At 40.7% G+C, this 25,047-nt stretch carries 21 protein-coding genes; 17 read left to right on the plus strand and 4 right to left on the minus strand.

Annotated elements, in window-relative coordinates; all coding sequences use genetic code 11:
* Window positions 1-29 precede the first annotated feature (29 nt).
* From glpK to cax, 6 genes are all read left to right on the plus strand, one after another.
* Window positions 30-1,523 (plus strand): glycerol kinase GlpK, encoded by a 1,494-nt coding sequence (gene glpK, locus H2672_RS08925; protein ID WP_186670961.1) that lies wholly within the window; start codon window positions 30-32, stop codon window positions 1,521-1,523.
* Window positions 1,524-1,650: 127 nt separating this feature from the next.
* Window positions 1,651-3,084 carry a 4-hydroxyphenylacetate 3-monooxygenase, oxygenase component gene (gene hpaB / locus H2672_RS08930; protein ID WP_186670962.1) on the plus strand — a complete coding sequence of 478 codons (1,434 nt, stop codon included), beginning with the start codon at window positions 1,651-1,653 and terminating at the stop codon, window positions 3,082-3,084.
* Between the two features lie 363 nt (window positions 3,085-3,447).
* A complete protein-coding gene (locus H2672_RS08935; protein ID WP_186670963.1) occupies window positions 3,448-4,008 on the plus strand; it encodes a DUF1697 domain-containing protein in 561 nt (186 codons plus the stop codon).
* 183 nt (window positions 4,009-4,191) lie between these two features.
* Entirely contained in the window at window positions 4,192-4,626 is a 435-nt protein-coding gene (locus H2672_RS08940; RefSeq protein WP_186670964.1) for a YugN family protein, read from the plus strand.
* Window positions 4,627-4,948: 322 nt separating this feature from the next.
* Window positions 4,949-6,151 carry a YbfB/YjiJ family MFS transporter gene (locus H2672_RS08945; RefSeq protein WP_186670965.1) on the plus strand — a complete coding sequence of 401 codons (1,203 nt, stop codon included), beginning with the start codon at window positions 4,949-4,951 and terminating at the stop codon, window positions 6,149-6,151.
* Between the two features lie 229 nt (window positions 6,152-6,380).
* Window positions 6,381-7,433 carry a calcium/proton exchanger gene (gene cax, locus H2672_RS08950; RefSeq protein ID WP_186670966.1) on the plus strand — a complete coding sequence of 351 codons (1,053 nt, stop codon included), beginning with the start codon at window positions 6,381-6,383 and terminating at the stop codon, window positions 7,431-7,433.
* Between the two features lie 211 nt (window positions 7,434-7,644).
* On the opposite strand, the gene H2672_RS08955 is transcribed toward cax, so the two are convergent.
* Complete coding sequence (locus tag H2672_RS08955; RefSeq protein ID WP_186670967.1) at window positions 7,645-8,577, minus strand: MBL fold metallo-hydrolase; 933 nt, start codon at window positions 8,575-8,577, stop codon at window positions 7,645-7,647.
* A gap of 364 nt (window positions 8,578-8,941) precedes the next feature.
* Here H2672_RS08955 and H2672_RS08960 point away from each other — a divergent pair, with 364 nt between their 5' ends.
* The 10 genes from H2672_RS08960 (at window position 8,942) to H2672_RS09005 (ending at window position 22,565) form a co-directional block, all read left to right on the plus strand.
* A complete protein-coding gene (locus H2672_RS08960; RefSeq protein WP_186670968.1) occupies window positions 8,942-9,709 on the plus strand; it encodes a formate/nitrite transporter family protein in 768 nt (255 codons plus the stop codon).
* 256 nt (window positions 9,710-9,965) lie between these two features.
* Window positions 9,966-10,460 carry a DinB family protein gene (locus H2672_RS08965; RefSeq protein WP_186670969.1) on the plus strand — a complete coding sequence of 165 codons (495 nt, stop codon included), beginning with the start codon at window positions 9,966-9,968 and terminating at the stop codon, window positions 10,458-10,460.
* A 366-nt stretch (window positions 10,461-10,826) separates the two neighbouring features.
* Window positions 10,827-12,179 carry an aminotransferase family protein gene (locus tag H2672_RS08970; protein WP_186670970.1) on the plus strand — a complete coding sequence of 451 codons (1,353 nt, stop codon included), beginning with the start codon at window positions 10,827-10,829 and terminating at the stop codon, window positions 12,177-12,179.
* 93 nt (window positions 12,180-12,272) lie between these two features.
* Complete coding sequence (locus tag H2672_RS08975) at window positions 12,273-13,688, plus strand: APC family permease (protein WP_186670971.1); 1,416 nt, start codon at window positions 12,273-12,275, stop codon at window positions 13,686-13,688.
* 58 nt (window positions 13,689-13,746) lie between these two features.
* Window positions 13,747-15,195, plus strand: coding sequence for an NAD-dependent succinate-semialdehyde dehydrogenase (locus H2672_RS08980; RefSeq protein WP_186670972.1), 1,449 nt, complete (start codon window positions 13,747-13,749; stop codon window positions 15,193-15,195).
* A gap of 122 nt (window positions 15,196-15,317) precedes the next feature.
* Complete coding sequence (locus H2672_RS08985) at window positions 15,318-15,644, plus strand: DUF3870 domain-containing protein (protein WP_186670973.1); 327 nt, start codon at window positions 15,318-15,320, stop codon at window positions 15,642-15,644.
* A 250-nt stretch (window positions 15,645-15,894) separates the two neighbouring features.
* Window positions 15,895-17,055, plus strand: coding sequence for a CaiB/BaiF CoA transferase family protein (locus H2672_RS08990; RefSeq protein WP_186670974.1), 1,161 nt, complete (start codon window positions 15,895-15,897; stop codon window positions 17,053-17,055).
* A 15-nt stretch (window positions 17,056-17,070) separates the two neighbouring features.
* Window positions 17,071-18,288, plus strand: coding sequence for an acyl-CoA dehydrogenase family protein (locus tag H2672_RS08995; RefSeq protein WP_186670975.1), 1,218 nt, complete (start codon window positions 17,071-17,073; stop codon window positions 18,286-18,288).
* A gap of 255 nt (window positions 18,289-18,543) precedes the next feature.
* Complete coding sequence (locus H2672_RS09000) at window positions 18,544-20,580, plus strand: hydantoinase/oxoprolinase family protein (protein WP_186670976.1); 2,037 nt, start codon at window positions 18,544-18,546, stop codon at window positions 20,578-20,580.
* 14 nt (window positions 20,581-20,594) lie between these two features.
* The gene (locus tag H2672_RS09005) at window positions 20,595-22,565 is read left to right on the plus strand and encodes a hydantoinase B/oxoprolinase family protein (protein WP_186670977.1); all 1,971 of its coding nucleotides are present in this window, start codon (window positions 20,595-20,597) and stop codon (window positions 22,563-22,565) included.
* Between the two features lie 150 nt (window positions 22,566-22,715).
* On the opposite strand, the gene H2672_RS09010 is transcribed toward H2672_RS09005, so the two are convergent.
* The 3 genes from H2672_RS09010 to phaQ form a co-directional block, all read right to left on the minus strand.
* Window positions 22,716-23,120 carry a MaoC family dehydratase gene (locus H2672_RS09010; RefSeq protein WP_186670978.1) on the minus strand — a complete coding sequence of 135 codons (405 nt, stop codon included), beginning with the start codon at window positions 23,118-23,120 and terminating at the stop codon, window positions 22,716-22,718.
* Between the two features lie 60 nt (window positions 23,121-23,180).
* Window positions 23,181-23,687: a hypothetical protein gene (locus tag H2672_RS09015; RefSeq protein ID WP_186670979.1), complete on the minus strand. Its 507-nt coding sequence runs from the start codon at window positions 23,685-23,687 to the stop codon at window positions 23,181-23,183.
* 81 nt (window positions 23,688-23,768) lie between these two features.
* A complete protein-coding gene (gene phaQ / locus H2672_RS09020; protein WP_186670980.1) occupies window positions 23,769-24,179 on the minus strand; it encodes a poly-beta-hydroxybutyrate-responsive repressor in 411 nt (136 codons plus the stop codon).
* A gap of 386 nt (window positions 24,180-24,565) precedes the next feature.
* Between phaQ and H2672_RS09025 the strand changes: the two genes are divergently transcribed.
* Window positions 24,566-25,009 carry a DUF4349 domain-containing protein gene (locus H2672_RS09025; protein ID WP_186670981.1) on the plus strand — a complete coding sequence of 148 codons (444 nt, stop codon included), beginning with the start codon at window positions 24,566-24,568 and terminating at the stop codon, window positions 25,007-25,009.
* The last annotated feature ends 38 nt before the right edge of the window (window positions 25,010-25,047 follow it).

Below are 25,047 nucleotides of genomic sequence, written 5' to 3' on the forward strand. Positions count from 1 at the left end.
GACATATCCAATATATGGGGGGATAAATAATGACTGAAAAATATATAATGGCTCTTGATCAAGGCACAACAAGTTCGCGAGCGATCCTATTCGATAAAAGCGGTAAAATATTTCACACAGCACAGCAAGAGTTTACACAATACTTCCCTAAGTCTGGATGGGTTGAACATAATGCAGATGAAATCTGGAGTTCCATTCTAGCAGTTATTGCAGGTGTGTTATCAGAAAAGAATATTGTAGCTGAACAAATCGAAGGAATTGGTATTACCAATCAGCGTGAAACAACAGTCGTGTGGGATAAAAACACAGGGAAACCGATTTACAATGCAATTGTTTGGCAATCACGACAAACTGCTGAAATTTGCCGAGAGTTAAAAGAAAACGGTTACAATGATCTGTTCCGAGATAAAACCGGTTTACTTATCGATGCCTATTTTTCAGGAACAAAAGTAAAATGGATTCTGGACAATGTAGAGGGTGCTAGAGAAAAAGCGGAACGTGGTGATCTTCTATTCGGTACCATTGATACATGGATTGTCTGGAAATTATCTAATGGAAAAAGGCATGTAACCGATTATTCCAACGCTTCCAGGACACTTATGTACAATATACACGAATTAAAATGGGATAAGGAATTGCTCTCTATCTTAGGCGTCCCTGCGTCAATGCTTCCAGAAGTCCGTCCATCCTCTGAAATTTATGCGCATACGGAAAAAAGCCACTTCTTTGGTCATGCGGCTCCGATTGCTGGAATCGCGGGTGATCAACAAGCTGCATTGTTCGGGCAAGCTTGTTTTGAGAGCGGCATGGTAAAAAACACGTACGGTACGGGTTGCTTCATGTTGATGAATACTGGGGATAAAGCAGTCAAGTCCGAACATGGTCTACTGACAACCATTGCATGGGGAATTGACGGAAAAGTAGAGTATGCACTCGAAGGCAGTATTTTCGTTGCGGGATCTGCCATTCAGTGGTTGCGTGATGGACTTAGAATGTTCCGTAATTCATCCGACAGTGAAAAATATGCAAAACGTTTTGAGTCAACAGAAGGAGTCTACGTTGTGCCAGCATTTGTTGGTTTAGGTACCCCTTACTGGGACAGCGAAGTAAGGGGTGCTGTTTTCGGATTGACACGTGGTACAGAGAAGGAACATCTTATTCGTGCAACTTTGGAATCGCTTGCTTACCAAACGAAGGATGTACTCGATGCAATGGAAGCAGATTCTGGTATTTCTTTAAAAATGTTACGTGTAGACGGTGGTGCAGTGGGAAATGATTTCCTCATGCAATTTCAAGCGGACTTATTAAATGTACCTGTCGAACGCCCAATGATTAGTGAAACGACAGCACTCGGAGCTGCTTATCTAGCAGGTCTCGCGGTCGGGTTTTGGACGAATCGCTCAGAAATCACGGCTCACTGGAATTTAGACCGACCTTTTGAACCGGAAATGGAGCAGAAACAACGCGAAGACTTGTACGCTGGATGGCAAAAAGCAGTCAAAGCTGCGATTGCTTTTAAGTGAAATTTCCTGTTAATAGGCATAGCCATATATCCGATTTGTAACAATCGAAAGAACCTAATAATAGAATATAACTAAAGAAATAGATGGATGATAATACAATCCGCTACTATTAGTTAGGGGTGTGTCTATGCCAGCGATTACAGGAAACGATTATATTGAACGAATTGATCGGCTACAAACGAATGTGTGGATAGACGGTAATCTTGTAACAGGCAATATTTCTGAGCATCCCGCATTTAAAGGGGTTATGAAAAGTCAGGCAGCGCTATATGATTTGCAGTATGATGCGCTAGTAAAAGATAGTATGACCTATCTATCACCATCAACTGGAGATTCAGTAGGCATGTCTTATTTACAGCCGACAACAAAAGAGGATTTAGTTAAAAGGCGGACAATGGTCCAACAGTGGGCTAAATCGAACAATGGCATGATGGGCAGAAGTCCAGACTATATGAATACCGTGTTAATGGCGCTTGCATCGTCTGTGGGTTTATTGGAAGGAAAAGAAAATTGTTTTCCTGAAAACATACTTGCGTTCTATGAATATGCACGTGAAAACGATTTGTCCATGACACATACCTTTATTGAGCCACAAGTAAACCGAGGGCAATTCTATTTTGAAGATTCAGATGAGCCGATTGCTGCCAAAGTGATGAACAGAAACGAAGCGGGAATCATCGTAAAGGGTGCACGGTTGCTGGCAACACAGGGCGGTATAACGGATGAAATCATGGTGATTGCTGCGGGTGGAATTGAGGATAAAGAGAAAGGTTTTGCGTTTTCTATCCCTAGTAATAGCGAAGGTCTAAAGTTTGTCTGCAGAGAATCATTTGTTGGGAGTGATTCTACATTTAACTATCCATTAAGTTCGCGGTATGAGGAAATGGATACGATTGTTGTCTTCGACAATGTATTGGTGCCGTGGGAGCGCGTATTTTACTATGATAATATAGAAGTAGCGAACAGTTTTGTGGCTTCTAGCTCGTTTTTACCACTTACACTGCATCAAGTTGTTTCTAGACAAATTGTCAAAACGGAATTTGTTTTGGGAATAGTCCAATCAATTATTGAAACCATTAATATCGGGGAATATCAGCATGTACAAGAGAAGGCTTCTGAAATTATTGTAGCTTTAGAAACGATGAAAGCATTGGTGATGAAGGCAGAGGCTGAAGCTGTAATCGATGAATGGGGATTTATGCGACCAGATCGAACAACATTGAAAATCGCGATTAATCTATTTCCACGAGTGTATCCGAGGTTTACTGAAATCATTCAGCTTTTAGGTGCAAGTGGACTGATGTCCATTCCAACAGAAAATGCATTTCAATCAAGTATTAGAAAAGATTTAGATCAATATTTGCAGGCTAAATCTAAAAATGCAGAGGATCGTGTCAAAGTTTTCCGTTTAGCATGGGATTTAACGATGAGCTCTTTTGGTACACGCGAAACGCTATATGAACGGTTTTTCTTTGGTGACCCAATTAAACTTTCCGGTGAATTATATCGTTCCTATGATAAGAAACCGTATGTGTTGCGAGTGAATGATTTATTAGAGTGAATATTCAATGGGGAATTGATTGACTCTTTTTTAAGGAGACAATCAATTTTTTTATTGAGAAAAGGGGCATGGTGGTCATAAAGTCATCCCAGACGGTCATAACCCATCTCGTGGCGATCATAATTCTCGACGGGTGAATAAACGTACAGCCATTCTAAAGTGAGTGGCATGTTACTTGCCGTTAATTCCTAATTAAACCTGCCACTCCTTGTTGTTAATCGAAAACGTATTGCAATGAGAAGACAGAGGGAATCGGATGAATGCGTCGAATTTAATAACAGAATGGTTGAAGAAGATAGACATCTTTTGTTTGGATGAGGATGGATTGAATTGTGGTTAATAATAGAAAGGGTGGATATTTAAATGACCATCAATATTGCATTACTACGCGGCATTAACGTGGGCGGGCATAATAAAATAAAAATGGGAGAACTGCGACAGATGTTTGAAATTCTTGGCTTTAGCCGAGTACAGACCTATATTCAAAGTGGCAATGTTCTGTTCGAATCCCATGAAAGTGAACAATCCCTTATTAAACGTATTGAAGGGGAGATTGAAAAGGTCTTCGGATTTTCAATCAAAGTTGTAATTAGAACGACTTCAGAGTTGGAATGGATCTCCAATAATTGCCCATTTACAGAGGAAGCTGTAGCAGAAGCGAAAGCCACTTCTGATGGAGAAAGCCTTTACGTTTCTTTATTGCAGGACAAGCCTTCGCAAGATGGAATTGATCGAATCGGTGCTTATAAAAGTGACAATGATAAATTTATGATCGAAGGGCGGGAGGTCTATCTGTTGTTCCGGCTTGGTGTTCGAAACGCTAAACTTGCGAATAATTTACATAGACTAGATGTTCCCTCCACGATGCGCAATTGGAAAACAATCAACAGGCTCACACAGTTAGCAAAAGAGATGGAGGATTAACGTTTGATGATTTGCATACGTCTTATGAGTTTGGCGGGAACAGTGGATGGAACTCGTACGTTTAACAGGCGTTAGTAAGGTGCCATAGTTTGTTCTGTCATTGTCCTTGTAAATGTTGGTAGTATTTTTCCTTCTTCTTTTGTGAATGCTGTTTATGGAGCAATTTAGAAGGAGGAAAAAATAATGTTGAAATTACAAACTGAACTTGAAGGGCAAAGGGCTTCTTTTGGTGTTGTGAGCGATTGTATTCAGGGGCTCGGTTATCATTTGGGTGGAAACTGGGATTATCATAAAGGGTGTTTTGACCATATTTTATGCCGCGAAGGCGGTGAAACCATTTATGTACGAATTCCTTTTTTCGTAACTGAAGGGGAGCTTGATGATTATAACGCTTCGATAGAATTTGAAACATCTTATATCATTAAGCATGTCGTTCATGTCGGTCTAGATAGTGATGAAAGTTCATTATTAAATGCAACTGGGTTTAGCCAATTCCAGAAACCGATTGATCCAGACGGAAAAATAATTGATAAAAACAGATGGATTCATGCAGGCGAAGTTGCCGTAAAAGAACTTATAGATTGTTTGCATGCACAACAACACCTAAAATCTAGTTAATGGGAAACTTCAATTAATGGGGGATTTTTTGACCCTTCATTAATTGAAGTTTTTTTACTACAAGCACCAGATTGAATTCAGCCTATGGATAGCCTTAAAAAGAACTATTCCACATCTAAACTACGCCTTTTGTTTCGTTAAATAGTACGAATTTCAATCCTGGTACTAGTCTTTGAAATACCACCCATTTAAATGCTTGTAAATTCAGAATTATTCACCCGCTGAAATGAATTCTTGTTATAGTAGAAGGTAGTATGCTATTGAAGAATGGAGTTAAGTGGAGTGGTATTCGGAATTAATGAAGTGAATTGGGGGTGGAGGAATGAATCAAGAACAGCCTATTTGGAAGTATGCGTTTGCAAGTGTCATGGTGACGATTAGTACACTTGGCTTTGGAAGAATGTCATATGGTATTTTAATGCCTTTCATGAAAGAGAGTTTGTCTTTATCCTATGAACAGGCAGGAATGCTAGCAATGACAAACTCAATTGGCTATTTAGGGATGGTTTTATTTGCTGGCATATTAGCTGCGAAATGGGGATCGAGAAAGCTGGTTGTTTTCGGCACATTGCTTGTTTCTGCAGGGTTACTATATATGGCGTCGGTCCAAAGCTTTTCGGCGAGTTTGGTGGGTATGAGTATACTTGGGGTTGGAACTGCGTTCACCTATACACCACTAGTTAATATTGTAGTAGGCTGGTTTCCACAGCGGCGGGGGATGATGATTGGTTTCCTTGTCAGTGGTCTTGGACTTGGAACGCTTATTTCTAGCCTGTTAATTCCGTTTTTTACTACCTGGTTTTCAATTGACGGATGGCGGTATCTGTGGTTTGTTTATGGACTTCTGTCGCTGTTGTTTGCGCTTGCGGCTCTGCTCATTTTGCGGGATCCACCTATACCATTATTGAAAAAGGAGAAGAAGGATCAATCTCTTTTGCGGGAAGTGTATTTACATAAGGGTGTGCTTCTTGTTGCTATCATATATGGGTTGATTGGTTTTGCTTATTTAATTCCGCAAAGCTTTTTGTTCAGTTTTATCTTAGAATCCAAGATTGATAGATTTGTCGCAGGCCAAATTATGGCCATAGGTGGATTAATGTCTATTTTCAGCGGCCCATTATGGGGCACGATTTCTGATAAAATTGGGCGGAGGAAGTCACTAATCATTACGCTCGTTACAGGGGCGGCGTCCATGCTTATACCTGTCATTTTTCCTGTATACATTGGGTTTGTCATCAGTCAATTTTTCTGGGGAATCACAGTCGTTGGCATGCTTTCGCTTATTCAAGCACTGTCAACGGAACAAATTCATCCCTCTTACGCACCAGTTGCTTTGGGGTATGTCACTGTTTACTTCGCGTCGGGGCAGCTTCTTGGACCTGGTCTTGGTGGTTGGCTGATTGATCATATCGGTGGAATTTCATCTGCGTTGCTTCTCTGCTGCGGTTTGTTGTTGCTTGCCTTTCTATTTTCGTTGAGACTGCAGAAAAATGAAGACGGTCAATCACTAGTAGTGAAACCTTAACAGTCGAGTTTGAAATTGATTACAGGTGCATGACGCTATTGTATAAATAGTTCACAAAGGTATAAGAGAAACTAAGAACCAACCGACAGAACTTCGGTTGGTTTTTTAACTTTCATTTCGTTACCTTACAGGTACATCAAAATAAGTTACGAACACCTTCTTACGTTTGTTTTAGCTTCATAAGGGAAAGAATAGGGAGAGATTTCAATTATTCTAAGAGGTGATTCTGTTGAAACGATTATTTGCTATCCTTGTTATCACCGGAGTCCCACTCGTGATTGCCGGTGCATTCCTAAATTGGTCGGACATCATGATGTTCATCCTTTGCTGTATTAGCGTCATTGGGCTTTCAGGATATATAGGACGGGCAACGGAAAGCCTTGCCATTGTAAGTGGGCCAAGGATTGGTGGGTTGTTGAATGCAACATTCGGCAATGCAGTCGAACTCATCATTTCAATTTTTACATTAAAGGCAGGAATGGTAGGCATCGTCTTGGCTTCGCTCACAGGCTCTGTACTTGGGAATTTGTTGCTTGTGCTCGGACTCTCCTTTTTCGCAGGGGGCATTAAATTCAAACGTCAAAATTTCAGTCTCCATGATGCGCAATATAATTCGGGATTGCTGATTTTTGCTGTCATCGTGGCATTTGTCATCCCAGAGATTTTCTCCATGTCAATGGATACACAAACGACATTTAACTTGAGTATTGGAATTGCGGTTATCCTAATCGCACTTTATCTTGCTGGGCTGTTCTTCAAACTAGTTACGCACCGTGGCGTCTTCGCCTCTTCTGATAAGGTAGTGGAGGAGCAGGAAATACCGGAGTGGACGAAGCGCAAGTCGATTATCGTGCTATTGTTGGCGACGATAACGGTTGCTTTCGTTTCAGAGCAGCTGGTTCATACATTTGAAATGCTTGGTGAAAAGTTCGGTTGGACCGAGTTGTTCATTGGTGTTATTATTGTCGCGATTGTTGGAAATGCGGCTGAGCACGTATCTGCAATCACGATGGCGGTCAAGGATAAGATGGATGTAGCCGTGGAGATAGCAGTCGGTTCCACGTTGCAGGTCGCCATGTTTGTTGCGCCAATCCTCGTATTGATTTCACTTGTCATGTCGCAGCCGATGTCACTTGTTTTCACAATACCAGAGTTAGTTGCAATGGTATCCGCAACGTTCTTGGTCATTACTCTATGCAATGACGGAGAATCAAATTGGTTCGAGGGCCTGATCCTTTTTGCGGCTTATCTGATTATGGGAATCGGCTTTTATTTACTCTAATGTCTGCTGTCAGTTGAAAAAGGTAGCTCTAAATAGAAAAAATTCCGACATATCATCAGCAAAACTGCTACCTAAATTTCACCTTAAGAGCTCAAAATCATAAAAGAGCTTTTCACGGGGATACTACGAAAATTATTTCGGAATTGACATTTAATAGTTGTCTATGTTAAAGAGCGAACCCCTTGAAAGTATAGGGAGTTCGCTCTTTTCCTCAAGTAGTTGTAGTCTCCATCTGAATGGTTTCCCCAAGTTTCATAACAGTTAACTTCTTGCCATCTAACTTTTTAGTCTCCCATTCAGCCTGTAATCGATCAAGTGCTTCTTTTGGGGTATCATCGGCCAACCGATAAGCGCCGTAATGCATTGGAATCATCACCTTTGCCTTTGTATCGATGAAAGCTTTGACAGCATCTTCTGGACTAACATGTTGGGCCGCCATAAACCATTCCGGCTCATATGCGCCAATCGGCATCAAGCAATAATCAATTGCGTACTTTTTTCCGATGGTGCGAAAATCTTCGAAATAGCCACTGTCTCCCACGAAATAGACTGTGTGATTTGAATTCTGGATAATCCATCCACCCCAATGTGAGTGATTTGTATCCGTAAGCGTTCTTTTTGACCAGTGCTGAGCTGGAACAAAGGCAATCGATAATCCGCTCATTTGATGCTCATCCCACCAGTTAAACTCCACAGTTTTGTTGAGTCCTTTTCTTTTAAACCAGTTCCCAAGTCCAATTGGCACAAAAAAGGTTGGATCACCTTTCAGCCTTTTAATAGAACCATAGCTCAGGTGGTCGTAATGGCTATGTGAAATTAGAACAATGTCGATTGGCGGTAATTCTTCAATTGCAAGACCTGGAGGTGTGAGGCGTTTATCCGTACCAAGACGATTTGCCCAAACTGGATCTGTTAGGATGTTTTGTCCATTTAGTTGGATTAAAAAGGTCGAATGGCCAATCCAAGTGATAGTCGGAGTCGTCCGGTTTGACTCCAAGAACACTGTCTCCGTTTTATCTACTAACGGCACTTTGAACGATAAATCTTTCTGTTTGCCTTTTCGTTCTTTTCGCCACTGTAGTAAATCTTTAAACGTAGCAAGTGCTGCATTTTTATCCGTATTTTCATAACGCGTTTTTTTCACAGATAGACACCTCAAATGATTTTTAGTTCCCCTTTATAAGGAGGGAAATGGGTTTAGGACTATGCTTAGTATACATGACAAACATACATACAAGTGAATTACGAAGAGGTCTGGTGTCGTTACCAAGTGCCATGAATGTTGCCCTAGAAGGAGGTTTAGTTTATTGGATGTATGGTTTGAATGAAGGACAACCCAATCCGATATCTCGTATTGGGCTTTGTATTATTATCGGGCTTTCGCTGAAAATACCTTGTTTCAGCGATTAGTAGTATAGTCATTAATGATAGAATACATACTTGAGTAAGTAGAGAATACTGGATAACCAGAATCAAAACTAAATATCTGTTAGTCGGAGGGAAAAGAGATGAAAGCAACAATCGCCGTGCTGGGTGATACAGCAATTTCGAAGGTGAATCAATTACATACGAGTAAAAGTAGATACCTTACATTGACAATGATGGCGGGATTTTTCGTCGGATTCGGGATCATTCTTATTTTTACGATTGGTGGCTTGCTTGGTCCAACTGGCTTTGCAGGAACGAAAATTATTATGGGTGTTACATTTGGTATTGCGTTAAGTTTGGTGTTAATGGCGGGATCCGACCTTTTCACAAGTAATAATATGATTATGACGATTGGTACATTGACGAAGAAAACGACTTGGTATGAAACCATACAAATTTGGACATTCAGCTATGTGGGTAACTTTGCCGGGTCTATTCTCGTTGCGGCCCTTTTTGTCTATTCGGGCCTGGCCACTGGTGGAACGGCGGACTATATCAATACGGCGGCAAGTACCAAGATGAATACGCCATTTGTAGAGTTACTTGTGCGGGGGGTTCTTTGCAATATTCTCGTCTGTCTTGCTGTTTGGTGCGCATTTAAACTTAAGGAAGAAACAGCAAAGTTGATTATGATTTTTTGGTGCTTATTCGCTTTTATCACCTCGGGGTTCGAGCATAGTATCGCAAATATGTCATTGCTCTCCCTCTCGTTGATGATCCCTCACCCAGACACTGTTTCATTGGCCGGGTTGGCGGCGAATTTAGTACCCGTAACAATCGGCAATATTATTGGTGGGGCTGTATTCATTGGGGCGGCATACTGGTTCGCGAATTCTGAAAAGAATTAATAACTTTAGAGCGATGACTATAAAAATGAACTGAAAAGTATTCTCGCCTAAAGTGATTTAAAATCGCCATAAATTGGGGTGTTTTTTTAATAAATCACTTGCGAAAAAAGAAAAAAACTACTAGTGTAGGTAAAGAAACAAAACGATGATTAAGTCAGTTGCCTACACTATTAACTGAAACGTCATGTGTAGCGTACTACACTACTAACAAATAACAACGGAAAAGACTTTTTGGGTTATCAAAGGAGATATTTAAATGAATTTAGGAAAAAACACTGTCATCCGAAAAGAACTATTTCAATCAATTGAAGAATTAACAGATGAGCAGTTTAACAGAATACCTTCAAATGGCGGATGGTCTCCAAAACAAATATTCGAACATCTTGTTCGGATGGAGACGGTGATTGCGACAAATATAGCCCAAGAACTAAAAAATCCTGATAGCCCGAAATCGATAAAAAAACCAATTGCACTTTCCACGATTCGCTTGATAAAAGTGGAAGCACCAGGCTATACTGCACCGACTGAGGCGTACAAATCAAAAATAGAGATGAAAAACGAACTCTATGATTCGCGTCTCTTCCTATTAGATGTGTATGAATCAAGCACAAAAGAAGTACTTTGTGAAAAATCATTCAAACATCCGGTTTTCGGGCAAGTTCCATTGATTCAATGGTTTCCGTTTGTGGGATTGCATGAAAAACGTCACTTAAAACAATTGAAGAAAACGATTGAAATGGACTACAGGTAAGGATTACCTTGGCTGAAACGGGGATTTTTTAAGGGTAGTAGACTATTGGCAATAGTATTAAAATACATATTCAGAACCTTCAGGAAACCATTGACAGATATATAAATGGTTGTTATATTGAATGATATAAACATTAACTAACTGCCAAGTCTAGCAGACTCTATTGCACAAATGGAGCTATAACTAGATAGGAGCCAGTTATACAGACGGGATTTCATTATTCAATCCCTTGTCTTTATAATTGGCTCTTTTTTTGGCATGAATACAATTTAACAAAAGTGTTAGCGCTTTCAGTTCAGTAGGTGTATTTAAGGGGAATTGTATGTTTGGAATTTATTAAATTAATCGAAATGGGGAGGAATTACTATGAAAGAATTAATCGAATGGGACAAGAAGCATTTTATTCACCCGACATCATCCATTAAAGAGCAACAAGAAAATGGACCGAAACTAATTATTGAAAAAGGGAATGGCATTTATTTAACAGATAGTGATGGAAATGTGTTCATTGACGGCATGTCGTCTTTATGGAATGTCAATGTTGGGCATGGGCGAACAGAGTTGGCAGAAGTGGCAAAGGAGCAAATGGAGAAGTTGGCTTTTAGCTCCACTTTTTCAACGTTCAGTCATGAACCAGCTATCCGTTTAGCGAAAAAAATAGCTGATCTGGCTCCGCCGAGTTTAAATGCAGTATTCTTCACATCTGGAGGGTCAGAGTCAAATGATTCGGCCATTAAATTGGTCCGTCATTATTGGATTATCCAAGGACAACCTGAACGGAATAAAATTATATCGCTTAAACGTGGGTACCATGGGGTTGCTGCGGGTGCGACGAGTGCTACCGGGATTCCACAGTTTTGGGATATGGCGGGGCATATGGTGACGGGCTTTGCCCATGCGAAAACGCCTTATGAAATTGGGACGAGCGAGTCGATTGCATCGATCCGAGAAGTGATTGAGGCAGAAGGACCAGAGACGGTTGCGGCATTTTTAGTTGAGCCGGTGCAAGGGGCTGGCGGAGTTCTTATCCCTCCAAGCGATTATTTTCAGGAAGTGCGTAAACTTTGTGATGAATATGGGGTTTTGTTCATCGCTGATGAAGTAATTACAGGTTTTGGCCGTACGGGAAAAATGTTTGGAATTGAAAACTGGAATGTTGAACCAGACATGATTACGTTCGCTAAGGGAGTAACGAGCGGGTATTTCCCACTTGGTGGTGTCATAGTATCGGATAAAATTCATGACATGCTAAAGGACAAGTCGCATGGGGTATTGTTCCACGGCTTTACGTATAGTGGACATCCAACTGGAGCGGCTGTTGCCATGAAAAATATCGAGATTGTAGAAACTGAGGGATTGGTTGAAAATGCCAGGGAAATGGGTGAAGAACTATTAAAAGGTTTCAAGGAAATTAAAGATGAATTGACAATCGTAGGAGATGTCCGGTCGATGGGGCTTCTAGGTGCGATGGAATTTGTCCAGGATCCTGAAACAAATGAACGTTTCTCACCTGACTTGAAAGTTGCGGCGAAGGTGATTGAAGCTTTGCATGCAAGAGGCGTAATTTGCCGAGCTGTTACGTACGACGGTACGGATATTGTCTGTTTTTCACCGCCGCTAACAATTACGAAAGAGCAAATCACAACACTTCTTGAAAAACTACGAGACGCTGTTCTCGCTGTTGAGCAGGAGTTGGCGGGTCAATTATCAAATGTTTGATAAGCACCTAAAGAAACAAGCGTTCACTATTCAATGAAAACTTCGTATTAGTAGTATCCATGAAAAGAATGCTCTTTGAATGGGGGAAAACAAATGGAAGATCGAAAATTGTTGAAAGTTTTGGGGAATAAGGATGTTATTGCTCTTGCTTTTGGGGCGATGATCGGTTGGGGATGGGTCGTCACTGCGGGCTTATGGATTACGGAAGCAGGTTCCATGGGAGCAATTCTTGCATTCTTGATAGGTGGGCTTCTCGTAATATTTGTTGGGCTTACGTATGCCGAATTAGCTTCCGCACTTCCGCTTGCGGGTGGCGAACTATTTTATAGTTACGCAGCGATGGGTAGGGTTGCTTCATTCATAACGACATGGGCGATTGTCCTTGGGTATGTTTCTGTCGTCGCATTTGAGGCGGTTGCTCTTCCAACGGTTTTTGAGTATTTAATACCAAGTTACAGTATGGGGTATATGTACACGATTGCAGGTTGGGATGTCAACTTTACGTGGGTAGCTGTTGGTGTAATCGGTTCTATTCTGATTGCTTGTATAAATTACCGTGGCATTAAGTTAACAAGTGTCATTATGTCAATTCTTACGTTGATAATTGTCATCGCTGGAATTTTGTTGGTCACTGGCAGTTCGTTAGCGGGAAATGTTGAAAATATGAAACCACTTTTTGAAAATGGACAGGCAGGAATCATGATTGTTTTAATTATGACGCCCTTTATGTTTGTTGGGTTTAATGTTATTCCACAAGCCGCGGAAGAGATTAATCTTCCGCGGAAAAGGATAGGCCAATTATTAATATTCTCTGTCGTACTGGCAATTACATGGTATGTTGCAATCATCATCGGTGTATCGCTCATATTAACGCCTTCGGAAATGTCCAATTCAAGCTTAGTGACAGCTGATGCGATGGCCAAAGCTTTTGGTGGCAGTCGTATGATGGGGAATATACTTGTGTTAGGAGGAATCGGTGGTATATTATCGAGCTGGATTGGCTTCTATGTAGGAGGAAGTCGTGCAATTTATGCGCTAGCTAAAGCGGGAATGCTACCTAAATCCTTGGGGGAGCTACATCCAAAGTATAAGACACCACATAAAGCGATTTTGTTAATCGCGGTGTTAACAACACTGGCGCCATTGTTAGGCAGACCCGCGTTGGTATGGCTTGTTGATGCAGGTGGACTTGCATTAGTTGTCGCTTGGTTAATGGTTGCTCTGTCGTTTGTCATTCTTCGTAAAAAACGTCCTGAGATGAGGCGTCCTTATCGTCTTCGGGGAGGCACAACGATAGGCTGGATTGCCACAGTTATGTCTTTCGGAATCTGTGTTCTTTATATGCCGGGAATGCCATCAGCCCTTATTTGGCCGTATGAGTGGATCATCATTTTTGTTTGGATATTACTAGGCTTCGTCTTATATCGGGTATCAATGTCTAAGTACGGGATAGAGAAGTCGGATGAACATATGAAGAAAGAAATAAAGCGTATACTTGAGGAAGGATAAGTTGCAATAAAGAAACCGAATGGTTAATTGGACAAATAAAGGATGGGGGTAGTAGAAAATGAACCAAACATTGAATGTGAAGCAACATTTATTCTATATAAACGGTGAATGGGTTGGAGAAAGTTTGGACGAATTAACTATTGTAAATCCAGCGAATGGTCAAATTATAGGTAGCGTCCCAATTGGCGGGGAAAAAGAAGCGAACGAGGCGATTGATGCTGCTTATGAGGCATTTCAAACCTGGTCGCAAACGACAGCTTATGAGCGTGCAACTTATTTGAAAAAGCTCTATGAACTAATGATAGAACATCGAGACGAATTGGCTCAAATAATGACGATGGAAATGGGCAAACCAATTAATGAATCCATTGGGGAAGTGACAAGTGCCGCTTCTTTTCTGGAATGGTTCGCTGAAGAAGGCAAACGCGTTTACGGAGAAGTCATACCTACACATACGACGAGTAAACGTTTGCAAGTGTGGAAAAAACCAGTTGGCGTCGTAGCCGCTATCACTCCTTGGAACTTTCCAGCTGCCATGTTAGCGCGGAAAATGGGTCCGGCTTTGGCGGCAGGTTGTACCATTGTGATTAAACCATCTAGTGAAAGCCCGTTGACGGCTATTAAAATGATAGAGCTATGTGAAAAAGCAGGGTTTCCTAAAGGTGTCATTAACTTGGTGACGGGATCTTCAAGTGAAATCGGAAAAGCAATCATGGAAAATGACAAAATTAGAAAAGTTACCTTTACCGGATCTACCGAAGTAGGTAAAATTCTAATCGAACAAAGTGCACATCAAGTAAAACGATTATCACTCGAACTTGGTGGACATGCGCCTTTGATTGTATTAAACGACGCGAATGTGGATTTAGCTGTGAAAGGTGCGGTTGCTTCAGCATTCAGGAACGCTGGACAGACATGCGTTTGTGCCAATCGTATTTATGTACAGTCAGGTATTCACGACGAGTTTGTAGAAAAGTTCTCTGAAGTAGTTAGTCAGATGAAGGTAGGAAATGGTGCAGATGCAACTGTAGATATTGGACCATTAATAAATCGTGCAAGTCTCGATAAGGTGATACATCATGTTGAAGATGCACTATCTAAAGGAGCAACCCTTATGACTGGAGGCAAGCTAATTACACAAGACGGGGGAACATTCTATGCCCCTACAGTGGTTAGCAACGTAGATCCGTCGATGGTCATCATGAACGAAGAAACATTTGGACCTGTAGCCCCTATTCAGAAAGTGGAAACGGTGGAAGAAGCAATCGCATTAGCGAATGACACACCGTATGGTTTAGCTGCTTATGTATTCACTGAAAGCGTTTCTACCGGCACACGTTTAATCGAACAACTTAACTTTGGTATTGTAGGTTGGAATGATGGAACTCCTTCGGCAGTACAGGCTCCCTTCGGAGGGATGAAAGAGAGCGGAGTTGGAAGGGAAGGCGGACGTGAAGGCATTGAAGCCTTCTTAGAGACGCAATATGTTTCAATCGCGATTAGTTAACGTAAGTAATTGATTGCTAAGGTATTTTAATATTTACATTATTCATCTACAAAGTGTTATCCTTAATGATGAAACATAGATAACTAGAGAGCTATAATTCGTCCAGAGGGGAATGGGATTAAATGAACACTGTTTTTATTGCGGGACATGCGAGGCTTCCATCTGGAATGGCTGCACAAAATTTATATGAAACGTTAACGATTACTGCTGAAATTGATAAGAAATATGGTGTGATTGTTACGGCAAGTTGTACGCTGGCAACGCAACATGGTCAGGACTTTGTTCATCATTTACTGCGGGGGTATAGCTTGCAGGATGGAATTGACAAGCCTGTCGAAGCGATAAGAACACATTATTTAGGTAAGGCGGGAAATGCACTAATTTCAGCTCTGAAAGACTTATACAAACAATATGAAACGAATAACACTTCAAGGAAAATAACTGTATAACAAATCAATTATTTTAAATATTTACAAATATGTGCGAATATGATAATGTAAGAGATAAGGAATCATGCTGAAACGTTTAAACGTTCATACCGCATGATCAGTATTTCATGAAAAACCATTGCTGCCTAATCTGTTCAAAATCCTTTCCGGATACTAATTCACAGATAAAAGCCAGTTCAATTAGACTTACAGCGAAACTGTAGTCTATTTGAATTGGTTTTTTGTATTGTTTAAAAAGAGGAGTGAAAATGTGACTGGAGCACTGGATACAATTCGAGTCCTTGATTTATCACGTGTGTTGGCGGGGCCATACTGCACGATGATATTAGGTGATCTCGGAGCAGAAGTGATAAAAGTGGAATCACCTAGTGGTAGTGATGAAACGCGTAAATGGGGCCCTCCATTTGAAAACGGAGTGAGTGCATATTACTTGAGTGCGAACCGTAATAAAAAAGCGATCACCGTTGATTTAAAGTCCGAAGACGGGGTTGAAATTATAAAACAACTCATTCGCGAGAGTGATGTGTTAATAAATAACTTCAAGACTGGTACGATGGAGCGTTTCGGCTTGGGCTACGATACACTTGCGGAAATCAATCCACGTCTTGTTTATTGCTCAATTACTGGTTTTGGGGAAACAGGCCCAGACAGAAATGCTCCTGGTTATGACTTCATCATTCAGGCAATGAGTGGGCTGATGAGTATTACGGGAAACAAAGAATCCGGACCACAAAAAACGGGAGTGGCCATTACAGATGTTTTGACAGGATTGTACGCATGTATTGGCATTCAAGGTGCATTACTGGAACGGGTACAGTCTGGAAAAGGGCAGAAATTGGATATAGCCCTATACGACACAGCTGTTAGTGCATTGGTTAATATAGGAAGTAACTATTTGATGTCTGGAAAGATTCCGACAGCACTTGGCAATGAACATGCCAATATCGTTCCGTATCAAACATTTCAAACATTAGATGGTGAAATTGTCATTGCAGTCGGGAATGACAATCAGTTTACATCCCTTTGCAACATAATGGATGTTCAACAACTAGCGAATGACGAACGTTTTAAGACGAATCCAAAGCGAGTAGAAAATCGAAAAGAATTGATTTCTTTATTGCAAGCTGTCTTTTCGACAAAAATGTCTGCACACTGGCATGAGTTGTGCCGAGAAAATAATATTCCATGCGGTCCAATCCAAAACTTGGAACAAGTCGTAAATGACCCGCAATTGATTTCACGCAATATGTTCATCGAGCATGAACATCCAACTGCTGGAAAGATAAAAATGATTGGCAGTCCTTTAAAATTGTCACGGACACCCGTCAAAATGAGACATCATCCACCCAATCCGGGAGAACATAATGTTGAAATAATCGGTCGTTTAGGCATACCAAATACGAATATATAAAAGGGAGATGTTAGTATGAACTTTTCATTTACAGAAGAGCAGAATATGGTACGACACACGGTAAGAGGATTTGTTGATAAGGAAATTATGCCCCATATCGGGGACTGGGATCGTGAAGGGAAATATGATCCGTCTATTTTGCCGAAACTCGCTGAACTTGGATTAATGGGTGTTTGTATACCTGAACAATACGGTGGAAGTGGGATGGATTATAATTCATTGGCAATTGTTTGCGAAGAACTTGAGCGCGGAGATACTGCTTTCCGGACTGCTGTTTCGGTCCATACGGGTTTAAATAGCATGACATTGCTTCAATGGGGTAACGAGGAACAGAAGCGTAAATATTTAATTCCGCAAGCAAAAGGTGAAAAGATTGGCGCTTTTGGACTGACTGAACCTGGAGCGGGCTCGGACGTTGCAGCAATGCAAACGACGGCTATAAAAGAGGGCAATCATTATATTTTAAATGGACAGAAGACATGGATCTCCTTGTGTGATCAAGCTGATAACTTCCTAGTATTTGCATACACAGACGATAAATCAAAGAAACATAAAGGGATATCGGCATTCATCGTAGAACGGACTTGGGAAGGCTTTTCTTCAAAGGCGATCAAAGGGAAACTAGGTATCCGAGCTGGAAATACAGGCGAGATATTTTTTGAAAATGTCAAAGTTCCTGAAGAGAACTTACTTGGAGAAGAAGGCGAAGGATTCAAAATTGCAATGGCTGCACTTGATAACGGGCGTTTTACTGTTGCAGCAGGAGCAGTCGGACAAATTATGGCTTGTATAGAAGCGAGCGTAGCTTATTGTCATGAACGTGAGACATTCGGTAAACAAATAGGCAAACATCAACTTGTCCAACAGATGATCGCAAACATGGAAGCTGGATTTGAAATGAGCCGTTTACTCGTCTACCGTGCAGGCGAACTGAAAAATGAAGGGAAACGCAATACGAGAGAAACCTCACTGGCGAAATGGCAAGCATGTGATTTTGCCAATAAAGCGGCAGATGATGCTGTTCAGATTCACGGTGCATACGGTTATTCGGATGAGTATCCAGTCGAGCGCTATTTGCGGAATTCCAAAGCGCCAGTAATTTATGAAGGAACACGCGAGATTCATACAGTCATGCAGGCTGAATATGTGTTAGGGTACCGTGAAGATAAAAAACTAAATGAAATGTTGCCTGCTTGGAAGGAAGAAGAGGAAAGCGTAAAATCTCTTGTGTAAGTGAATAAATAGGTATAGGAAGACCTTTTCTAGACGTTTTAAAGTCCTTATAACTTATCATTTTTAAGAAAGTTAATGGATTGTTGAAACGACTGGGGAAGGTCTTTTTTTAAAAAAATAGTACTTCATGCAGTTATTGTTGCAGGTGTTGGTAAGTTAGGTTATTCAAATTGATTAGGTTCTACTGGATAGCCTAGCTTTTTTGTGGTCATGAAAACGCTTTCATTGAAGTTGAGATAAAAGGAGAGGGATAGATTGGCAAATTATCGTTTCGCAGTCGATGTTGGAGGAACTTTTACAGATGTATTTGTTTTCGATGAAAAGAAGAAAGAAATGTTTATCACAAAGGTGGCTTCCACGCCAACAAAACCCGAAAAAGGAATTGTAGAAGCTATTAAAAAAACAGGATTATCTGGAAAAGATATCTTGCAATTTTCACATGGAACTACGGTTGGAACAAATGCTTTAATTGAACGGAAATTACCAAACACCGCACTAGTAACAACAAAAGGATTTCGTGATGTTACGGAGATCCGCGACGGAACAAGAGTAGACTTATGGGATGCCTACAATGACGTTGCACCACCTTATATTAAGCGCCGCGATCGATTCGAGGTAACGGAAAGAATGGACTACTCTGGGAAAATAGTAGAAAGAATTGATGAAAAAGAAGTAAGGGTTCTAGGGGCTAAGCTCAAACGACGTGGTGTTGAATCTGTTGCAATTTGCTTTATCAATGCTTATAACAATGGGGAGCATGAAGCAAGGGTGAAAGAAATTCTACAAGAAGAATTAGGTGATGTTTATATCTGTGCTTCAAGTGATATTTTACCTGAAATTTTTGAACATGAAAGAATGAGCACAACAATTATAAATGCTGTCCTCGGTCCAACGGTCAGTCATTATATTCAAAAACTTGAGGTGGAGATGGAGGGCTTAGGGTATGAGGGAGATATCTTAGTTCTTCACTCTGGAGGAGGAGTGATGACTTCGGAGACGGTTCCGCGTTATTCTGCTCGTTTGGCAGGTTCCGGAATTGCGGCGGGGGCAATTGCTAGTAAATATATTGCAAACTTATGTGGCTATGAAAACGCGATTGGATTTGATATGGGAGGAACGAGTACGGATATTTCATTAATGTATGAAAATGAGTTAAGAATAACGAAGGACTGGTGCATTGAATATGGCTATCCAATCGGATTTCCAAGTATAGAAATATTAACGATTGGAGCCGGAGGTGGGAGCATTTCTTGGATTGACGAGGGGGGATCGCTACGCAATGGACCACAAAGTGCTGGTGCTGAGCCTGGTCCTGCTTGTTATGGACTCGGCGGTTTGGAACCAACGAATACGGATGCAAACTTGGTGCTTGGAAGGTTGGATACAAAGCTACTTGGCGGTCAAATGCTATTAGATAAGGAAGCCTCCCTAAAAGCTGTTCAAGATTTCATTGGAAATCCATTTGATCTAAGCGTAGCAGAAGCAGCGAACTCGATTTTAAAAGTGGCAAATGCAAATATGTGTGATGCACTTCGTTTAATATCAGTGCGCAGAGGTTATGACCCACGCGATTTTGCACTTGTGGCATTTGGTGGTGCTGGAGGGCTTCATGGAGCTTATTTGGCAAAAGAAATGGACATCCCAACTGTTATTATCCCGCCGCATTCGGGAGTAGCGGCTGCGATGGGTTGCTTGATGGTTGACGTTCAACATGATATTACAAAAACATTTATGGCAGATGCGAAGAATGTTTCAATCGAGGAATTGGAAGCAGAGTTTGTTGAGATGGAAAAAGAGGCGAAAAACCTTTTAGAAGAAGAGAAGATTGATGAAAGTGCTATGAATTTTATTCGTTACATCGATATGCGTTACGCGGGTCAATGGCGTTCGCTGGCAATTACAATTGGTCGGACGCTAGATTCAATCGAAGGAGCACTTGAACAATTTCATCAGGAACATGAACGTGAATTTGCCTTTTCTAATAAAAATCAAAATGTAGAAATATACGGATTGCGAGTTGCGGCAATTGGTATGGTGGAGAAACCTGAACTTCCGAAGAAGATTATTGCAGGAACATTAGAGTCAGCATTTAAAGAAGCACGTTCTGTTTACTTTGAAGAGGCTGGTGGGTTTGTACCTACACCAATATATGCAAGAGAGGCTATTCCTACAGGGGTTGAAATAAAGGGACCAGCAATTATTTCGCAATTGGATTCAACGATTGTAATACCTCCATTTTTCACTGCGATAGCAGATGACTATCGAAATATTATTATTAACTACATTAAGTAAAAGGGGGAATAGCGATGACGACAAAACTAGAGTTATTTCAGAGTAAATTAGATCCCGTAACTTTTGAAGTATTAAGAAATGCATTTGTGAACTTAGTTGACCAAATGTCGGAACAAGTGTTGAGAACTTGTTATTCTTTTGTTATTTATAATCGTGATTTTAGTTCCGCGCTTTGTGATTCAGGAGGGAACACAATCGCCCAAGGGACGCAGGATATATCTGTTCATGTTGGAACCCTTCACTTAACAGCAAAAGCAGTCATTGAGGATTTTGAGGGAGATATTCATCCTGGAGATGTATTTTTAGTTAACGACCCCTATAGAGGCGGGACACATTTTAGTGATACAAGAGTTGTTCGTCCCGTTTTTCATAGGGGTGAAATAATTGCCTATATGCAAGTCAATGGTCACTGGGCAGATATGGGTGGTTCTACGCCAGGCTCATTTGATATTAAAGCCAAAAACCACTATGGAGAAGGAATGAGAATACCTCCAGTCCGAATTTATAGCAAAGGCGTGTTTTTAAAAGATGTAGCAAATTTACTTGTGTCCAATATGCGTGTTCCGCAAGAAAGACTAGGAGATTTAAGGTCACAAGTGGAGGCAACGAAAGTAGGGGAGCGGCAACTACTCGAATTGATTCATAAATATGGAGTAGAGACAGTCCTGATTGCTTTCGATGAAGTACAAGATTATGTGGAACGTGTAACAAGAGCGAATGTGAAAAATTTACCTGATGGTACATGGGAAGCAACGGATTTCATTGATATGGATCCGGAAGTGGGAGATGGACTGATTCCAATCCACGTAAAAATGACAATTAAAGATGACGAGATATTTTATGATTTAAGTGGCTCACACAGCTATATAGGTTGTTTTCTAAATTCAGGATATGGTGCTTCTCTATCGGCAACTTATGCTGGAACAAAGACTTTCTTTCCGGAAATCCCACTGAATTCAGGATTTTACAGAGTTGTTCATGTTGAATTACCTGAAGACTCAGTTGTCAATGCACCTTGTCCAGTTGCTGTTACAGGCTTTTGTTCCGGTGCCTATGAGAAAATCATGAATGCTTGTTTTGAGCTGTGGTCAACGATTCTTCCGGAACGAGCACTAGCTTGCTCGTTTAACCTAGAGTACTTACTGGTAGGTGGTTGGGATACGAGAAAGAAAGAACAAGAGTATTTTATGTGGTACGACTGGATGGCTGGAGGTCATGGGGGTAGAAATAATCGAGATGGGGCAAACGCATTATCACCAGTGTTTGGCGTAGGCTTGAGCATTCAATCTTGTGAAGGCCAAGAAAGATTATCGCCGGTTGTTACAACTAAACATGAAATTATGATGGACTCTGGTGGTCCCGGTGAATACCGTGGAGGATGCGGAATTGAAAAAGGCGGCGTTTTAACAGCCGTGACAGATACAGTTATGTCTTATTGCTGTGATCGATCAAGATCTATTACATGGGGGCTTTTTGGTGGATTACCTTCCTCGCCTCATGGTGCCTGGTTAAACCCGGAAAAAGAAAATAAGGAGTATTTAGGGGCGATATTCTCCAATGTTAAAGTAAATAGCGGAGATTCATTTTTGAGACCTTCAGCGGGCGGTGGCGGTCTTGGAGACCCGCTAAAACGAGATCCCAATGCAGTGATTGAGGATGTTATTGACGAATACGTATCAATTGAACGAGCGAAAAAGGACTATGGTGTTGTGATTACTGAAATCGATCGGGATCTAGATTTATTTGAACTTGATGAAAAAGGGACGAGAATTGCACGCGAGCATATTCGGGCTAATCGAAAGGCATGGCTGCAAGAAGATATTGAAAAGGTAGCAAAGTTGTATTTGTCAGGAGAGGTTGACCAGCTTGACCTCATACGGAAATATGGTGTTGTCTTCGATTACGAGAAAAATGAAATCCTGCCAAAGTCAACGGAACAATACCGAGAAATGCTTCACGAAAGAATGGTTCCACATTGGAGCTGAGTTTAAGGAACCCAGGAAATACGGGGATAAGTATCCCAATCAAAACTAAACCGCTGGCAGGTATTCCTGAGCCAGCGGTTTAATCATTTTCGTATCTAAAACAACATGTAAGTGCTTAAGAAAAGTGCAAATACGACATGCTTGAAAAACTCACTTCATCACAACAGCTTCTCCATCAATGACAATTTCACCATGTTGGTTTTTTACTAGTGTACGGAGGCGAATGATTTTTTTTGAGTCTTTTTTTTCTAACACTTCGACTTCCGCATTGACAGTGTCTCCAATTTTAACCGGAGCCTTAAAGAGAAGGTTCTGTGATAGATAAATCGTATCTGGTCCAGGCAGCTTCATCGCTAATACAGATGAAATGAATCCAGCGGTTAATATGCCGTGTGCAATGCGTTCTTTAAACACTGTCTTTTTTGCATATTCAGCGTCAATATGCAATGGATTGAAATCGCCAGTGATACCGGCAAATTGATAAATATCAGATTCAGAAATGGTTTTAGAAAAGCTTGCCTTATCGCCGATTTTTAACTCGTCATAGGTTGGCACTGTCCTAACTCCCCCTGTTAACCCGAATTTCAATTACGTACAGCTCGACGTTATTGACTATTAAATGGATGGTAGAAGTCCTTTTTGCGTTTGTTTCATTTGCTCGGTTAATTTTTCAATTGTTTCCAGTACTTCAGAACGCGCTTGTTGTTGCTGACTCAAAGCTTCTTTCACGCTCGTTTGAAATTGATCTTGGGACTGCGAAAACAAATCCAACATGGCTTTGTTAGGAGCCCAGGAGAGCGCTTGGACCGAATTGTTAATATCCTCAATTTGATTCATCCAGGTGGAAACAGCTGACCCGACTTGCTCTTTTTCAATCGTATTCATCGTGTTTTGCAAGCTTGTTTTCAACTCTTCAGTTTTCTTATTTGCCTCTTCTTCAATTTTGCTCAATATTCCGCGTGTAGAATTAAGCATTTCTTTTTGATTATCGATTGCTTGTAATGATTTTTCATCGATTTCAGCCTGGAATCCTTGAAGTGTTTTAAAACTGTTCAACCAGCCATCCCAGATTGAATCTATAGCGTTAAGTGATTGTTGATCTTCAGTTCTTTTCGTAGTCATACATACTTCCCCCTTTTTAGTGTAACCGTGAAACATAGCGTACTATATGTTGCATGCAACTAATGTGCATTGGACCCTTTTTTAATATTCCTCATCTGAACTTTTCGCTGGTGACTTGTAAGGAGTGAAAAATGGATTATATAAATTGAAAAACTGATCTAGCATTTTTTGGTAATGTCCAAGCGAACTTGCCCAAACCTCTAAATATTGCTCACCGGCTGCCGTAATCGTATAAATACGTTTTGCTGGTCCACCGGATGTCGTATCCCATTCAGACGTGACCATTGCATCCTTTTCAAGTTGACGTAGAATCCGATAAAGATTCCCTTGATCAACTGAATCGAATCCGAACTGTGTGATCTTTTGCATCAATTCATACCCATGAGAATTGAAATCGCGTAGATGTAACAGCATGATTGGAATCAGGAAATTCTTTGGAGTTCCTAAATTGACACTTTTATCATTCTTAGTTGTCTCCTGTTTTGAATCCATCGTTTATCACCAACCAATCATTGGAAATGTCCATACATGTAATTTACACCTATGTGATTGTTTTGTCAAATTTGAATATTTGATTATTTGGCAATGCCAATTCGTAAAGAGTCCAAGTAAATGCTTTTTTTATTCATATGTAATAGGCAACGTTCATACATTGGTAAAGTCGTCTAGAAGTGGAATGCCAACTAGAGTTCCATTACGGCTAGCCCACACAAACCTTATAATATAGTGTTTCATGTCGATTGTTGTTGGATAAGCGAGTAGAAGCAAGAATAGTTAGCCCTTTCTGTTTATTTAATCGGTAATCAATCGTCCGTATAATTATATACAGAGGATCAGTTGGTATTCACTGAGCTTAATACGAATAAGGGGATGAAGTTTTGTCACAAACATTGCCACTGGATCCGTTTAAAATGTGGAAAAACATTTATGATCAAACCGAAGCGAACTGGAATGATGCAATCCAGGAATCACTAAAGCAGGAATCATTCTCCAAAGGAATGGGGGAGACCTTAAACCATTATTTGCAATATCAGGAACTAACAAAAGAGACAACTGAGTCCTATCTGAAACAAGTAAATATACCAACGCGCGGAGAACTTGCAGACGTCGCGTCACTCGTCATTAATTTAGAAGGAAAATTGGACGATCTTGATGATAAATTCGACGAAGAACTGAGTAAACTTGATGCTACAAAAGAAATTAGCCAATTAAGAAAATCCGTCTCAAACCTTGAAAAGAAATTAGATAAAGTGCTTGAAGCGCTTGAAGTAATAGGTAAAGAAAAACCAGTGGGAACAGTGAAAGAAGAGAAAAAAGTATAAAACAACTATTCAACTAAATGGCTGAAAAATAGAGTGAT

Source organism: Sporosarcina sp. BP05 (assembly GCF_014282005.1).
In the GTDB taxonomy this organism is placed as follows: domain Bacteria; phylum Bacillota; class Bacilli; order Bacillales_A; family Planococcaceae; genus Sporosarcina.

Bases quoted from the DNA above. Each gene is read 5' to 3' on its own strand.
- H2672_RS09005 (WP_186670977.1), top strand. From the start codon at position 20,595: ATGACGACAAAACTAGAGTTATTTCAGAGTAAATTAGATCCCGTAACT.
- phaQ (WP_186670980.1), bottom strand. From the start codon at position 24,179: ATGGATTCAAAACAGGAGACAACTAAGAATGATAAAAGTGTCAATTTA.
- H2672_RS08945 (WP_186670965.1), top strand. From the start codon at position 4,949: ATGAATCAAGAACAGCCTATTTGGAAGTATGCGTTTGCAAGTGTCATG.
- H2672_RS08985 (WP_186670973.1), top strand. From the start codon at position 15,318: ATGAACACTGTTTTTATTGCGGGACATGCGAGGCTTCCATCTGGAATG.
- hpaB (WP_186670962.1), top strand. From the start codon at position 1,651: ATGCCAGCGATTACAGGAAACGATTATATTGAACGAATTGATCGGCTA.
- H2672_RS08935 (WP_186670963.1), top strand. From the start codon at position 3,448: ATGACCATCAATATTGCATTACTACGCGGCATTAACGTGGGCGGGCAT.
- H2672_RS08970 (WP_186670970.1), top strand. From the start codon at position 10,827: ATGAAAGAATTAATCGAATGGGACAAGAAGCATTTTATTCACCCGACA.
- H2672_RS08940 (WP_186670964.1), top strand. From the start codon at position 4,192: ATGTTGAAATTACAAACTGAACTTGAAGGGCAAAGGGCTTCTTTTGGT.
- glpK (WP_186670961.1), top strand. From the start codon at position 30: ATGACTGAAAAATATATAATGGCTCTTGATCAAGGCACAACAAGTTCG.
- H2672_RS09015 (WP_186670979.1), bottom strand. From the start codon at position 23,687: ATGACTACGAAAAGAACTGAAGATCAACAATCACTTAACGCTATAGAT.
- H2672_RS08995 (WP_186670975.1), top strand. From the start codon at position 17,071: ATGAACTTTTCATTTACAGAAGAGCAGAATATGGTACGACACACGGTA.
- H2672_RS08975 (WP_186670971.1), top strand. From the start codon at position 12,273: ATGGAAGATCGAAAATTGTTGAAAGTTTTGGGGAATAAGGATGTTATT.
- H2672_RS08965 (WP_186670969.1), top strand. From the start codon at position 9,966: ATGAATTTAGGAAAAAACACTGTCATCCGAAAAGAACTATTTCAATCA.
- H2672_RS08980 (WP_186670972.1), top strand. From the start codon at position 13,747: ATGAACCAAACATTGAATGTGAAGCAACATTTATTCTATATAAACGGT.
- H2672_RS08960 (WP_186670968.1), top strand. From the start codon at position 8,942: ATGAAAGCAACAATCGCCGTGCTGGGTGATACAGCAATTTCGAAGGTG.